Here is a 14,319-nt window from a genome sequence, read left to right as displayed (position 1 = left end):
AGATGATTTTCCCTACTGGAATTTACACTAACTTGCCTTGGCGATCGCACCACAAGCTAAACGACCACCACCAGCTTCATCGGCTGTACCACCAGATTTCTTTTGATCCTGGAGTTTATGGATAATAACCGCACTACCATCACCATCAAATAAGCTGATGGGACTATCGCCAAGAGTCACACTGCTAATAAATGCTTCTAAACGACCTTGACCCAAGGGATTAATTTTAATATTGGGTAAATCACCTAAATGATAAGGATGATTTTTTTCCACCGGAGTGGATGAACCAAAAGGCCCTGGGTCGAAGTGTCCACCAGCAGAACTAAAAGGCTTTTCGGTACCTGTTTCACAAGCGCCTTTTTCATGAATGTGAACGCCATGTAATCCCGGAGTCAAGATTTTGGGATCACCTTTAATTTCCACAGCCACCCAAACAGACTGAAGTTCGGTATTTTGTACGGCTTTCAGCGTCCCTGTAATCCCAGGGCCAGTAATTTGGGCTTGAGCTTTTAGCGGTACCCCAGCCCCATTGGAAGGAGAAGCACAAGCTGTTAGTAATACTAGACAGGCAATAACAATGTAAGAGATAAATTTCATAATTCAAATTCTCAAAACTCAATCAACACTGGTTTTGTTCTTCAATATCTTGACCACAAGAGGAAGTAAAAATGCGTGAACGTTTACGTAAATGGATACAAGACTTTCAAGAGTGGATTATTTTTGCTCTGATATTTGTGTTGTCAATAGTGGTGATTCGATTTTTTGAAGATAAGCCTCCATTTAAAAGTATTGTGGAATTATTGATGAGTTCTAAGTTCATCAGCACTCTGCAAGATTTGAGTATTTTAGCGGCGGTGATTCTTTATTTCCGAGAAACTCCTTCTCGAAAAAAGCAAGAACATTACGAAGCCTGGCGCGTGATTAACTCAGCCTATGGACAAAGAGCCAGTGGGGGTAGAATCCAAGCCCTACAAGACTTGAACAATGATGGTATTAGCTTGGCCGGACTGACTGCGGAAAAAGCCTATTTAGCTGGGATTAATTTAAAAGGTGCAGATTTGCGAGATGCGAATCTCGAAGGTAGTAACCTAAAAAATGCTTGTTTGCAAGCAATTGATTTACGCAATGCCAATCTGCAACAAGCTGATTTAAGATACGCCAACCTTGAGGGAGCAAATTTAAGAAATGCCAATCTTCAAGGACAAAGTACTAACCTCAGCTATACAAATTTTCAGAATGCTTACTTAAGTCATGCCAATTTTCAATTAGCCTACCTCTGGAGCGCCAATCTGCAAGGTGCTGATTTAAGTTATGCCAACCTGCAAGAAGCTGATTTAAGTTATGCCAATCTGCAAGGAGCTAATCTCAAATATGCTAATTTTCAAGGTGCTGACCTCAGCCCGACTAATCTTGACCAAGCCAATTTTCAGGGGGCAGATTTGCAAAACGCTGATCTCAGAGATGCTCAAAACTTGAATCCAGAACAAGTTAAATTAGCCAGAAATTGGGAACATGCCAGATATGATGAGGCTTTGCAAATGCAGCTAGGGTTAATTCCCACTCACCAAAACTTTGAACTCATACAACCAGAAAACTCTGATCAAGACCATAATTTTTTTGATACCTAGCAGTTCCAACTCTCTGACGATTTTTACAGCTATGAGATTAAGTGACTAAGCATCAATCACCACCTTCCCAACTGGATAAGCCACACAAGTTAAGACATAGCCTTCTTTAATTTCACTTTCTTCTAAGGCTTCGGGATCATAGCCTTCCATTTTGACCGTGCCTTCTAACTTCCGTTTTTTGCAAGTCCCACAAACCCCAGAACGGCAACTGCTACGGATTTTTACGCCTTCTTGGTCTGCCATATCGAGGATAGTTTCTTCGCCATCGCAAGCTACTTCTTTACCCGATTTGGAGAAAACTATCAGGGTTTGACTAGAAGATGCTGGGACTGGAGAAACGGGAGCCGTTGCTGCTACTGGGGTTGTAGACACACGCGCTCCCCCATCTTGGACTGGTGCTGATTCGGTCGAGATTTTGCCAAGCATTTCGCGTAGACCTTTGCCACCTGGAGCCGCAGCAACTTCTACTGGTGCGGGAGCCGGGGCTGGGGCTTTTTTGACTTTTTTCCGGGGTGGGCCGAAGCTTTCTTCGTAGTAGTTTTGCATCGGGAAGTCGATGCTTTCGAGTAAGTCGTTGACCGATTCCATAAATGGGTTCGGCCCACATACATAAACTGTGCGTTCTTTGTAGTCTGGCGCAATCAGTTTTAACATTGCTGCATCTAGTCTGCCGGTGAAACTCATCCAACTTTGACCAGGTTCACGGCGGGTAATGCTAATTGCTAGATTAAACTTGGGATGGTTGGCTGCTAACCAATCAAGTTCCTGGCGGTAAATGATATCTCTGGGGCTACGAGCGCAATGGAAAAAGACGATATCCACATCTGAAGCGGTGTCATATACCCAGCGCGACATAGACATCATGGGTGTGATCCCACTACCAGCAGAAATTAGCAACAGTTTTGGTGAAGGGTTGGCAAAACAAGTAAATTTACCTGTTGGGCCATTGACTTTCAGGACGCTACCTGCTTTTACGTTGTCGTGCAACCAGTTGGAAACTAAACCACGGGGGACATCTGGCCCGGCATCTGCTGGCGCAGGTACACGTTTAACTGTGATTTCTAGGGTATGGGGACGAGAAGGTGTAGATGAGATGGAATAGGAACGCAATACCTGTTCGCCGTTAATTTCTAGGTCGAGGGTGATAAACTGACCTGGTTTATAGGTAAAGAGCATTGGTGGGTCAGCCACGAAGCGGAAGGTTTTAACATCGTGGGTTTCATCAATGACTTGGATACATTGGACGGTTAAATCACCTTTCATCCACCGCTCAATTTGGCTGTGATCTACCGTTGCTAGTGGCATATACTCTTGCGGGTCTTTGGTGGGGAGCGCAGGAGTCGGTAGGGGTTCTGGGGTTGGTGTGGGTGCGACAGGTGCGATCGCTATTTCTGGTTGTACAGCCTGACCATTACTTGCAGTGACAACGTTAGTATTAACGTTAATATTCAAATCAATCATGGTCGGTTCATTGCTGGCTATTAGGCTGATTACCATCAAAAAGAACCGACCAATCTGCATCATATCTCCCGTTTTCAGAGGATAATCTTGATTGATTTGGATCTGGTCAGCATTCAACCGTGAACCAGCCCGACTAGCTAAATCTGTGTAATAATAACTACCATTTTTCAGAGAAATTTTGCCGTGCATCCGACTCACTTCGGCACTATCCAGCACTACATTACAGTTGGGATAGCGGCCAATTAGACACTCATGATTGAGCATGGTATCTAAGTTGAGGTCTAGTTCCTTGAGTTCGTTGGGTTTCTGGGGATCAATGATTCTGAGTTTAAGCATATTAATTACCTAATACGTCAACTTCTCTGTGTTTATACGCAGAAATTTCTGCCGAATTCTGAATTCTGCTGTGTAATCATTACCTAAACTCAATAGAGGTAATGAGGCGTGCTACAAAACTAATGCCCATAGTTTTAACTGGGACGGTACTACCATCCCAGTTAAAATCTTAGAGTTGCGTTATTGAACAAGCTTGTCCCATACTTGCTTGCAGACGATTACTCAAAAGCTCCAAGATATTTCTAGCTAGTAATGTGTCTTGTGCCAGCACTGCCTCAAAATTCTCGGCATTGATTCTGAGTGTCTTGGTTCTAGTACCAGATGCAACGATGGTTGACGCATAATTGGTGTGGTTTAATACTTCCAATTCACCAATTGTTTGTCCAGGTGAAATCATCCCTGACATATCTTGATTGCCCATACTTTGGCTGACTCTCGCCTCACCATCGATTAAAACAATCAGATCATGGGCTGGTGTACCCATCCGGCAAATTTCTTCTTCGGGGCGATAGACGCGCACATGGCTATTTTTCGCCAAATCAATTAAGACGTTGGCTTTTAAACCAGAGAAGAAACTACTCTTATACAGCCACAACAGTTTTTCCAAGGTTCCTAAAGCGTCCGCAATAGTGTCTCCTTGTTGGGCTTGCATTTCCCACTGCACTAAAATCACGATGTCATCACCACTGCTGAAGCGGACAACATCACCTTGTTGGAGTTGTGTTTGCTGGTCAAAGATTTGCGTCTTGCCAATCCGCAGACCATTGCTACTACCCAAGTCTTTGACGCTCACGCCTTTTTCATCTACATAGAAGATGGCATGTTGGCGAGAAACGCGGTTATCGGAAATGATAATGTCATTACCAACTTCCCTTCCAACACGCACTGTAGACTGTTGAAACACTCGTCGTTCTACACGTCCCATGATTTTGATTTGAGCAATCATGGTCGGGACGGTGGTTTTGGTGTGGGGCTGTCCTTGACCCAGAATCCTTTCGGCTGTTTCAATGACCAAATTATCTTTGATGGTCTTTGTATCTAACAGCTGACGGGCTTGTTGGAAACCCAGGCTGGGATCAATTTGATGTAGCGCATACAAACTGGCTGCTTGGACTAAGGGATCGATGTCTTGCAAAAGTTGCATTAAGACATCAATAATCACATCAGAACGTAAAGCAGGTTCGGGGATTTGGGTAGGCGCGACGATGGAACTCCAAGTGGCGGTGGTGGGAGTGGCATTGCGAGTGGCATTATTGTTGCCTGGAACGTCGATTTGGGTATCGGCGATGCCATTATTAAAGTCTGTCGTTAGGGGAACTGATTGGGTTACTAGGTCTTTGGCTTGACGTAAGGCAGAGATTACTCTCATACTCAGACGGGACATCCATCTGGACTGCTCTTCATTAGACCGCAGAATTTCTCCGAGGATATTGGCTGCTAATACACCAATGGAACGAGCAATGTCCAGGGCTTCGGGGGTATCTCCTAAAATTTCTAGGATGCTGAGTAACTGGGTAACAATCAGTTTTTGTTTTTCTTGGACTGCTTGGCGCAGCAAGAGGTAAACAGGTGCGTGGGGGTTGGAAACTAAGTTTTGCAGGGCTTGATAACGAACAGCTAGGTCTTGCAATTGAGATAATAACTGTTCTGCTGTCCGCAGCAGTGCGCCATCTTGGTTAAACATTTCTGCCAAGACTTGTTCTTGTTCGGCAGATGTGATGGCATATTCTTGGCGCAAGCTCATGATTTGCTTTTGTTTGCGCTCAAAGGCATCTGCTAAGGGTGTGCCTGTTTCTACGAGTTCTTGGATGACTATTTCGAGGGCGCGGCGATAACTATCAATCCGCAGTTGGTTTTCCCGGCTGAGTTGTCTTTGGGGATCAAGGAGGGATGGGTCTTCCACACCGAGTTCAGCGAGAACAGAGTAATGCTCTTCATCACTGATGTTCAATTCTTTGCGGACATCTTTGAGAACTTCTAAGCTGTCGGCAGATTGGACGTTACCTTCTTGGAGAGATTCTTGCAATACGCCTTTATAGACGCGCAGTCTGTCGGCTCGGTTAAAACCAGGGAGGACTTTGGCTAGAACATAGACTTCGTTGGGGAGGAGGTCTTGGAGCGATCGCCCTTCCAGGAATTTGCTCCAATCTACGGCGAGTTTGTTCAACTGGCGACGCAAACTACTAGCCAAGCTCTCACGAGAATAATTATCTCTGCTGCGGGCTAAACTTCTGTGTAACCACAAGCTGCTGACGAGGACGATGATGGCGTTGAGTACCAAAATCCCCCATTCTGGAAACAAGCTGATGTTGGGACGACCGCCAAAGGAAAAGAAGACGTTAAAGGAGATAAATGTACACAACACAAAGCAGACGTGTAATATGTCTTCTTCGCTAACGCTTCTACCTTGGCGCTTGAGGAAGGCGCGATAAGCATTTTCTAGGGTTTGACAAATCAAGTAGCTGAGGGCAGCACAAATCCCAATGGTCAGAGGAGAAGCAATGATTTTGGGGATGGGAATAGCTTGACCAAATATGTAAAAACCAGGGTTGAATAGGGTGCTTAACTGTCCTTCTTCATGTGTCCATGCGCCTGAGTAGTAGTAGTCCCAGTTGCCTGCATACAAGAAGTAGTAGAAGTAGAAGCCAAACATCAAGCCAAAATAGGTGTAGAACACTAATTTTTGGTCTGGTCTGGTAATGCCTTCCCAATAGGAGCGTTCGGAGTCAATATCTATACAAGGAGATTGACAGCTAACACAGGCACTTTTTTCGTTACCACTGGTATCTACCGACCGACACATGGATTGAGTGATGCTTTGGGGCGGCTTGAGGTGAGCATCAGTACCTAATAAGCCTCTAGGGCCTGTATAAAACATCTGCACGGGAGCCATTGGGCAGAAGTATTGACACCAACTTCTACCTTTGAATAAATAACCCACACCAATTGACGAGGTGATGGTGAATAGCAAAAACAAAGCCATTGCGGTGCGATCGCTATTCACAAACAAAATGCGGATGTTCAAGCCCAGGTAAAAGAGGAACATTTGCAGGTAGAGGTAATTCCGTCCTAACCAAGATTCCTTTTCTACCCCAGCTAGTTCGTAACGCACGTTACCTGTGTCGGGATTGACCACTTTGCGCTTGCGTTGAATCCCTAAAGCGCGGGGAATTTGGGAGAAGAAATATAAAGGACAGATCCGCCGCCAGAGTTCATGCCCAAATAACACCAAAATCATAATCCCGATGGGCAGTACCATCGCCCAGAAGATCCGCGCTCCCATAGGATAGGGTTGTTCTGGTAAGCATACACCTTGAACTGCGACGCAATCGTCAGGATCGAGATATCTCTCCGGATGGAGATGAAAGGGACTTGCAGTATTACTGGGGTCAGTTAACCAAACTGAAAGGGGATCATAAAATAAAGAAAAGATTAATGTCAGCCAGCCGATCGCCAGCAGCCACCTGACAATGTGCATCTTTTTTTCTGAGACTTGACTAATCATTAGTTTGCAGTTGCTATAAAGTTAGATTTCTACTCAGTAATAGTGGATAAAATTCCCTAGACTAAGAAGTACAAGTTCATAGAAAAAACCTTCAGCTACTAATAGCTTGTATGCTCACATTGGCACACAACAAAATTAGCTGCCCAAGCAACTTGATATTTGATTGCTGGTAAGTTGATTTACAGTCTAGTGATTATACAAATTGATGAAGGTAGTGCTTGGTGAAGTTTGTTTACTATGATGACTCCTAATATACGTACGTATGATGTTATAGGGTTTTGTGTGTCAGAAATTAAAAGTTTTCCTTAATCATTGTTTCACCACGGTAAAGTTTTTTCTGGCGGTGATGAGTTCAGTAGACTAATGAATTGTGCAGCAAGGTACTAGAGGTTCTTGAGCAATTTCTTCTAAACCTCCAGAGCGTAACAAATCTTCCCAATCATTTTTAATTGTCAGGTCATTGGGGCTAGATTTACGCAATTCACTCAGAATTGCTAAAGAATCTTCCCAAAATCCAGACAGGGCATAAATTGCTGCTTGTTCTTCTGGTTGGACTTGCTTAATTTCCGACATCAGGGCAGCATCGGGAGTAATACGTTCAATTGAGCCAGAAACTACATAATCTTGCTGCCGATCGCTGCGATCGCAAATCACGGAAAAGTCCCAGTGATAAGTTTTACCAACTTTTAAACTCGGCACATCGGGTTTTTCTGGTAAACTCAGGCTGAGAATACCAGCTTTACTTGGTGTTGGCAAGGTTTGTTGATACACAACATTATCTTCTTCATCTGACAATACCAGTTCCATAACTGGTGCAGATGTTTGCGGTACATAAAATAAAAACGTCGGGTAAGCAGATGTAGTTCTTTGCATCACATCCAAGGTTGGTGTTAGTGCTGTTAAGCGTTTTTTACCTGGTATACAAACCTCACCGCTTTCGCTCAAACGTGGGGCACTGCGAGTTCCTCCCTGAATTTGCCGCGCTGGTTTGCCCAGGTTTCGGGGAATATAGGTAACATAAGTTGGTCGCTTGCTGTTACCATTGCGGCGATCGCGGGCTACATAAATTTGGATATTATTCATCGCTGTGGTAGCGTAGCGATCGCCTGGTCTTTCCTGGAGTGCTTGTTTAAAATAATTTAAAGCGGCTGAGTAATTGCGCTGACGAGTCGCACTGTAACCCAACTGCATATATTTGTTGTAGTTTGATTGAGCTTGAGCAATGTTATCAGGCGCGGCTACTACTTTATCGAAGCTCACAGGCAACAAAGAGCCAAGCATTAAGCTAACACAGACGCATCTTATCAAGAAAAACGGTTTCATAGTCAATCCCTTCTCTGGGGCTTTACGGTATGTTCATACAACACAGATCAGTTGCATTTCGCATAGATATGCAAAATTTCATCTCTTCTTGTTGACAATTTTCAGGGTTATCTGTGAAACTCCTAGGTTTCTGTAGTAAGGTAAGTCAGTATCTCCTGTGACAATTTCATCAGTAATTCACTACCTTTGTGAAAGGTTGATATTATTTAGCTAGTTGTTATGGGTGGTTTTTACGTAAAACTACTATAATCTAGTTGCAACTTGCTTGTACATATTTTTATGCTCAAGATTAGTAACAAATATGTAAAATAATCATCCTAAATTTTTGTTAAGTAGAACGTTGAATTTATTTATAGCAGAAGGACAGGAGGACAACACTTTGCTCAAGTCTGTCAAATGGCGTTTGGAAAGACAACAACTCTACTACGTCAGCCCTCTCTCTTAATAATCTTTTTTTGGCGAAGGTATTGAGTTGATAAATATTTTCTCAGTCTGTAGTGATACTTGGGATAAAATTTTTGCTTCTGAAGATAGATGATTTTTATAAAATTTTGCTTAATCTATAATAGATATATAGGACTCATATTTGATTTCTGAAAAAAATCAGTACACCCAGATCAGGCTTTTTTCCTACTCCCTACTCCCCATTCCCTACTCCCTGCCTACACAACTAGATTCAGGAATCAAATCATATTCCTATAGCAATCCTATCTGTTGTGAAAAATATTCTTTTTAACGTAGACGCGGAGGGGCTTCCCGTAGTCCTTAGGAGAACCAGAAGGGTAGGGTACCGCAAAGGAAACAAAGAAAGAGAAGAAAGAGAATTTCACAAATGATTTAGGATTGCTATAGATTTGCTTATGTATACAAGATTTATACTGGCTTTACAAAAAAGATTATTAGCCTGCGAGGTATTGTGCTGAAAATAAAAGATATCCGCAATCGGTTTAATAATTTTAAAAAGCGTCGAGTGTCGCCACTGCAATTGAAAGAAATCCGCAGTGGACTTTTAGAAGAGTCAACAGTTAATAGCAATTATATCGTGCTAATTATTGGTTCTTGTATCATTGCTACATTAGGGTTAATTTCTAATAGTGCTGCTGTGATTATTGGGGCAATGATTATTGCACCCTTAATGTTACCAATTCGGGGGTTAGCATTTGGAGCTTTAGAAGGTAACTTCATATTATTTCGTAAAGCTTTTGCTGCTATTGTCATTGGTACTATTTTGGCAATTACTTTAGCTTGGTTCATTGGTTACTTTGTGGCACTACCACAATTTGGTAGTGAAATTATTAGTCGTTCTCGACCTACTTTATTAGATTTAGGAATTGCTGTAGCAGCAGGGGGAATTAGTGGTTTTGCTAAAGTACAACCCAAAATTTCTGAAAGTTTAGCAGGAACAGCGATCGCAGTTGCCCTGATGCCGCCCATTTGTGTTATTGGCTTAGGTTTATCACAATTAAATCCGTCCCTGAGTATTGGTGCAACTATACTTTATCTTACTAATTTATTAGGTATTACCCTTTCTTGTATGCTGACGTTTTTAATCACAGGTTGCACGTCGTTTCATCGTGCTAAAAAAGCTCTAGTATGGACTTTAGCTTTAACATTTATAATTCTCATTCCCTTAAGCTTCAGCTTTTTTCAGCTAATTAGACAAAGCAGACTAGAAGTAAGTTTGAGACAAGCATTACTAAATAGAACTGTTACCTTTCAACGAACGGTACTGCTTAATAGTGATGTCAATTGGTTAAGTAATCCTCCAAAAGTCCGTTTAAGCGTTAGGACTAAAGAACCCATAACACCAACACAAGTGACACTGTTAGAAGACTTTTTAGCAAAAGAAATGGATCAACCATTTACTTTAATTTTTGAAGTGGGTGAAATTGAGGAAGTCAGAGGAGAGAATCCGAAAAATCCTCAGTAAGCAAAATTAGTGGCAGTATGGTAATTTGTCACTTTTTCTTCACATTTATCATAAATAGGAATCCGGTTTGATTTTTGAAATTATCTGTGTAGGCAGGGAGTAGGGAGTAGGAAAGAGGGATTTTTGGGTGTACGGATTTTTTTTCATAAATCAAATATGAGTCCTAAATACTAGAAATAAGGTGACAGGACAAAATTATCCTTATTACTAAATAAAATTCATACAAATAAAGGGGAAATACCATGAAAGGATTAAAAGGGAAAAATGCCCTAATTACAGGTGGAAGTTCAGGGATTGGGCAAGCGATCGCCATTCGCCTAGCTCAAGAAGGTTGCAATATCGCCATCAATTACCGCAAAAGCCCGTCAGGTGCGGAAGATACAGAAGAAATCGCCATGCAAAAAGCTTGTGGCGATGTCAATAACTGCGGTGTTCAGTCTCTACTGATACAAGGAGATATCTCCAAAGAAGAAGACATTGTGGAAATGGTCAATACGGTAGTTGACAAATGGGGCAGTATTGATATTTTGATTAATAATGCCGGCATTCAAACGGAATGCCCATCCCACGAAGTCAAGACAGAAGATTTTGATCGGGTGATTGGGGTAAATCTGCGTGGGGCTTATATCTGCGCCCGTGAAACCATCAAACAATTTCTCGCCCAAAATCGACCAGGAATCATCATTAATATTTCCAGTGTTCACGAAATTATTCCCCGACCGATGTACGTCAGCTATTCCATCAGCAAAGGCGGTATGGAAAATATGACCAAAACTTTGGCTTTGGAATATGCTAACCGAGGTATTCGGGTAAATGCGATCGCACCAGGCGCAACTATCACCCCAATCAACGAAGATTGGATCAACGACCCAGAAAAGAAAGCTGTTGTCGAAAGTCATATCCCAATGGGTCGTGCGGGAACTTCGGAAGAAATGGCCGCAGCCGTAGCTTTTTTAGCCTCTGATGAAGCCGCATATATCACAGGACAAACACTGTTTATTGATGGTGGATTAACACTCTACGCTGACTTCCGAGAAGCTTGGTCTGCCTGAAACATCTGAATTTAGCCTCAAATTAGGCATTCTGAATAACTCCCAACACAATTGAGGTTAGTAATACCAAATTGAACAATGATTGCGACAAATGGATTGCTCAAAAGCTTACCAGTAGAAACTTTTTCAATCCAAAATCTAAAATCTAAAATCCAAAATGGTATAAGCAGCCGTGATGAATTACTAAAACAAATCGCTACAATTGGGATGCGGTAGGAAAGCATTATTAACGTATGAGATTGATTTCTGAGCCAACAATTCCGGTAAAAATCCAAAAAATGAAGGAACGGGTAAGGTGGCGACATAGCAGTATTATCCAGCGCGGCATCAATCAAACTAGTATGGTAATCGATGATGGCAAAGATGAGACCCCCGATTTTTCGTTTTTGGTGATTGGGGATAGCGGGACAAAATCTCATTACGGACACCACCCGCAACGAGAAGTGGCAGAATTAATGCTGGCTCATCAAGATGATTGCCGTTTTGTGCTGCATACCGGTGATGTGATTTATGTGGTGGGTTCCCATGAATATTACCCAGCTAACTTTATTGAACCTTACCGTGAATTTTTGGTGGGTGGCGAGAACCCCAAGAATATTGCTTATGATCGCATGATTTTTAACCTACCGTTTTTACCAGTTCTCGGCAACCATGATTATTATGATGTACCTTTTGTTTATCGCTGGTTAACAGGTAGCACACTCAGGCTACGGCGAATGCTGCGCTACAAAGACTTTGAAATTGGTTGGCATGGTTCTAATCAAGGAGATGCCTATGCACGCGCTTTTCTGGATTATTTAGCCCGTTTTGCTGCTCCCGAAGAATTAAATCACCATTTAGACCAGTATTATACAGGCAAAACCGACACTGGTCGTTGTTTGCGTTACGTACCCGGAGAGTTTACCCGTGTACCTAATCGTTATTACAGTTTTCGGTATGGTGGTATAGATTTTTTCGCGCTGGATTCTAATACTTTTAATATGCCATCGCCTTTACCGACAACTCAAGCGGGTGAAATTTACCGTCAGGAATTACAAAAACGCCGCCAGGAAATCGATAGAGAAGAAGAGCAGATTTTGGCAATGAGCGATCGCCTAAATCCTGATGACCCAGCCGATGCGGAACAACTCGACGACCTCAGTGCTAAATTAGACCAAATTAACGAAGTCAAAATTGACATCGAGAAACAACTATCATCTCAGCAGTCAGCAACAATTGATTTTGAACAACTAGAATGGTTGCGTGACAGACTCATTGAATCTTGGCATACCTCAGAAGTTCGTGGTAGGATTCTCTTTTTTCACCATCCTCCCTACGTCACCGAAGCCACCAAATGGAGTCAAGCCCAAACTTTGGCGGTGCGTCACCGTCTGCGTTGGGTGTTAGAACAAGTCAAAGAAAATCTGGGTTCTTTAGTACAAAACCGCCCCATAGTTGATTTAATATTTAACGGCCACGCCCACTGTTTAGAATATCTCCGCATAGGCGATACAGGATATGCAGATTCTCATATTCCTTGTATTATCTCCGGTGGTAGTGGTCGCCGTCCCCGCCGCCAGCGCGTTGAAGGAACCGAATTGCTAGAGAACTTTAGCGGACTTCCTGGTAGTCCCACTCGCAAAGTTGCCGACTCATTGCTGTATGTTGGTCGCTATGGTTATGGTTCGCAAACACGCTTACCTTATTCTTGTGTGCGAGTTGATGTTAAAGATGGTTGTCCACCTAAATTTATTGTTCGACCTTTAGTTGCAGAACGGTTGGAACAAAAATGGTATCAGCATGAAATGGAACCATTGCTGTTGTAAATGCTGATTTTAATCAGCGACTCATGGCAAAAATCTGTTCAGCCGTTAGCGGAATGTGCGGAAACAAAAGCGAATCAATTTGTTGCTGTCCTCGAAATATCTTTGGGGGTAAATACTCTCCATCTTCTAGTTGATATATTGTGATCGTCGACTGCTTAGGCGAACCAATAAACCGAATCCCACCAAAAGCAGCATAGTCTACAATTATGTACTCCAAAACACCCAAGTCTTCATATTCAGCCAGTTTTGTGAGATAGTCGTCTTTCCAATTGTTGCTAACAACTTCAATGATTCCTGGCGGTGGAATATATGCAGCCGCAGAACTAGAAATAGTTTTCATGCGTTGCCATTCTTCCTTAGCAAATATTACAATATCAGCCTTGCGGCTTTTTTCTTTTTCTCCTGATGCTGTCTTCAGCCGCACCTGTTTAGATTGTCGAGATACATAGGGGAGGTCATTTGCTTGGCAATGATTTTCTAAGTAAGCGCATAGTCGTTGAATCAAATCTTCATGATTGGCATTTGGTTCAGATAACGGTACAGGAATTCCATCCCATAGCTCAAATTCTCTGCCTGAACCATCATCCCAGGCAAGAAACTCTGTAAAAGTCAGTGGTTGTGTGATGGTGACGTACATCGTTCTCGCTCTATTGCTGACGGGTACTTGACTCAATGCTACCAAGATATACAGATTTTTCGAGATTCCCAGAATGAATTTATATGATGAGTGCGATCGCCCCAAGTTCAGCGATAATTACAATGTACTCAAAGTAAATAAATTCCGCCCTGACTTTCTTACTAACACTAGTCACCCCAAGATAAATCAATGGTTTTGAGAGCCATTGTGGTGCATTTATATGATGCGGAATCTTGCGGAAACTATAATCACCGTATAGCTACTTCACTATGTATCTAATCTTGCACAAGTAAATTTTACCAAATCATTGATATTGATATCTCCCGGTAAATTAACATCTAGCTCAATAATAATATTTCCTACTCGTACTAAGTTCTCTTCTACACTTATCACTTGCCCTAATATTTCATGAGCTAAACCACTATTTTTACGGCTAATATAAGGAGTTTTATTTATGATTTCCAAAACAGGGTATCGACTATTAAAAGCTAAAAGTGGTTCTTCAATAAAATCACCTATACATTTATTACAAGGCTGACAAAAGGCAGCACACTCATAAACTCTATCAGTTATATGTAATAAAGCCTCTTCAGCATCTTCTGAAAGAATTTCAATATTTTTAATTAACATATTATTAATAAA

At 42.2% G+C, this 14,319-nt stretch carries 11 protein-coding genes; 5 read left to right on the top strand and 6 right to left on the bottom strand.

The annotated features are described in order from the left end of the window. Positions 1-27: 27 nt before the first annotated feature. A complete protein-coding gene (locus tag H6G74_RS06905; RefSeq protein ID WP_190966975.1) occupies positions 28-597 on the bottom strand; it encodes a superoxide dismutase family protein in 570 nt (189 codons plus the stop codon). Positions 598-668: 71 nt separating this feature from the next. Here H6G74_RS06905 and H6G74_RS06900 point away from each other — a divergent pair, with 71 nt between their 5' ends. Continuing rightward, positions 669-1,628 carry a pentapeptide repeat-containing protein gene (locus H6G74_RS06900; protein ID WP_190966974.1) on the top strand — a complete coding sequence of 320 codons (960 nt, stop codon included), beginning with the start codon at positions 669-671 and terminating at the stop codon, positions 1,626-1,628. Positions 1,629-1,673: 45 nt separating this feature from the next. Here H6G74_RS06900 and H6G74_RS06895 read toward each other — a convergent pair whose 3' ends face one another. From H6G74_RS06895 to H6G74_RS06885, 3 genes are all read right to left on the bottom strand, one after another. Further along, entirely contained in the window at positions 1,674-3,425 is a 1,752-nt protein-coding gene (locus H6G74_RS06895) for an FAD-binding oxidoreductase (protein WP_190966973.1), read from the bottom strand. A gap of 169 nt (positions 3,426-3,594) precedes the next feature. Further along, positions 3,595-6,903, bottom strand: coding sequence for an FHA domain-containing protein (locus H6G74_RS06890; RefSeq protein ID WP_190966972.1), 3,309 nt, complete (start codon positions 6,901-6,903; stop codon positions 3,595-3,597). 387 nt (positions 6,904-7,290) lie between these two features. Further along, positions 7,291-8,211, bottom strand: coding sequence for a DUF928 domain-containing protein (locus H6G74_RS06885; RefSeq protein WP_190966971.1), 921 nt, complete (start codon positions 8,209-8,211; stop codon positions 7,291-7,293). A 958-nt stretch (positions 8,212-9,169) separates the two neighbouring features. Between H6G74_RS06885 and H6G74_RS06880 the strand changes: the two genes are divergently transcribed. The 4 genes from H6G74_RS06880 to H6G74_RS06865 all read left to right on the top strand — a co-directional run bounded on the left by H6G74_RS06880 (position 9,170) and on the right by H6G74_RS06865 (position 13,040). After that, on the top strand, positions 9,170-10,183 hold the full coding sequence (locus tag H6G74_RS06880) for a TIGR00341 family protein (protein WP_190966970.1): 1,014 nt from the start codon (positions 9,170-9,172) through the stop codon (positions 10,181-10,183). A gap of 242 nt (positions 10,184-10,425) precedes the next feature. Then, positions 10,426-11,235 carry an SDR family oxidoreductase gene (locus H6G74_RS06875; RefSeq protein ID WP_190966969.1) on the top strand — a complete coding sequence of 270 codons (810 nt, stop codon included), beginning with the start codon at positions 10,426-10,428 and terminating at the stop codon, positions 11,233-11,235. Between the two features lie 78 nt (positions 11,236-11,313). Then, positions 11,314-11,451: a hypothetical protein gene (locus H6G74_RS06870; protein WP_190966968.1), complete on the top strand. Its 138-nt coding sequence runs from the start codon at positions 11,314-11,316 to the stop codon at positions 11,449-11,451. A gap of 17 nt (positions 11,452-11,468) precedes the next feature. After that, positions 11,469-13,040 carry a metallophosphoesterase family protein gene (locus tag H6G74_RS06865; protein ID WP_190966967.1) on the top strand — a complete coding sequence of 524 codons (1,572 nt, stop codon included), beginning with the start codon at positions 11,469-11,471 and terminating at the stop codon, positions 13,038-13,040. Between the two features lie 13 nt (positions 13,041-13,053). Here H6G74_RS06865 and H6G74_RS06860 read toward each other — a convergent pair whose 3' ends face one another. Together H6G74_RS06860 and H6G74_RS06855 are read right to left on the bottom strand one after the other, a co-directional pair. After that, positions 13,054-13,677 carry a Uma2 family endonuclease gene (locus H6G74_RS06860; RefSeq protein ID WP_190966966.1) on the bottom strand — a complete coding sequence of 208 codons (624 nt, stop codon included), beginning with the start codon at positions 13,675-13,677 and terminating at the stop codon, positions 13,054-13,056. Between the two features lie 267 nt (positions 13,678-13,944). After that, a complete protein-coding gene (locus H6G74_RS06855; RefSeq protein WP_190966965.1) occupies positions 13,945-14,307 on the bottom strand; it encodes a hypothetical protein in 363 nt (120 codons plus the stop codon). Between the last annotated feature and the right edge of the window lie 12 nt (positions 14,308-14,319).

Source organism: Nostoc spongiaeforme FACHB-130 (genome assembly GCF_014698475.1).
Lineage (GTDB): Bacteria > Cyanobacteriota > Cyanobacteriia > Cyanobacteriales > Nostocaceae > Nostoc_B > Nostoc_B spongiaeforme.
The sequence above is the reverse complement of the archived record's forward strand: the minus strand, read 5'-3'. Positions and strand labels throughout refer to the sequence as shown.

Bases quoted from the DNA above. Each gene is read 5' to 3' on its own strand.
- H6G74_RS06905 (WP_190966975.1), bottom strand. From the start codon at position 597: ATGAAATTTATCTCTTACATTGTTATTGCCTGTCTAGTATTACTAACA.
- H6G74_RS06900 (WP_190966974.1), top strand. From the start codon at position 669: ATGCGTGAACGTTTACGTAAATGGATACAAGACTTTCAAGAGTGGATT.
- H6G74_RS06895 (WP_190966973.1), bottom strand. From the start codon at position 3,425: ATGCTTAAACTCAGAATCATTGATCCCCAGAAACCCAACGAACTCAAG.
- H6G74_RS06890 (WP_190966972.1), bottom strand. From the start codon at position 6,903: ATGCACATTGTCAGGTGGCTGCTGGCGATCGGCTGGCTGACATTAATC.
- H6G74_RS06885 (WP_190966971.1), bottom strand. From the start codon at position 8,211: ATGCTTGGCTCTTTGTTGCCTGTGAGCTTCGATAAAGTAGTAGCCGCG.
- H6G74_RS06875 (WP_190966969.1), top strand. From the start codon at position 10,426: ATGAAAGGATTAAAAGGGAAAAATGCCCTAATTACAGGTGGAAGTTCA.
- H6G74_RS06870 (WP_190966968.1), top strand. From the start codon at position 11,314: ATGATTGCGACAAATGGATTGCTCAAAAGCTTACCAGTAGAAACTTTT.
- H6G74_RS06865 (WP_190966967.1), top strand. From the start codon at position 11,469: ATGAGATTGATTTCTGAGCCAACAATTCCGGTAAAAATCCAAAAAATG.
- H6G74_RS06860 (WP_190966966.1), bottom strand. From the start codon at position 13,677: ATGTACGTCACCATCACACAACCACTGACTTTTACAGAGTTTCTTGCC.
- H6G74_RS06855 (WP_190966965.1), bottom strand. From the start codon at position 14,307: ATGTTAATTAAAAATATTGAAATTCTTTCAGAAGATGCTGAAGAGGCT.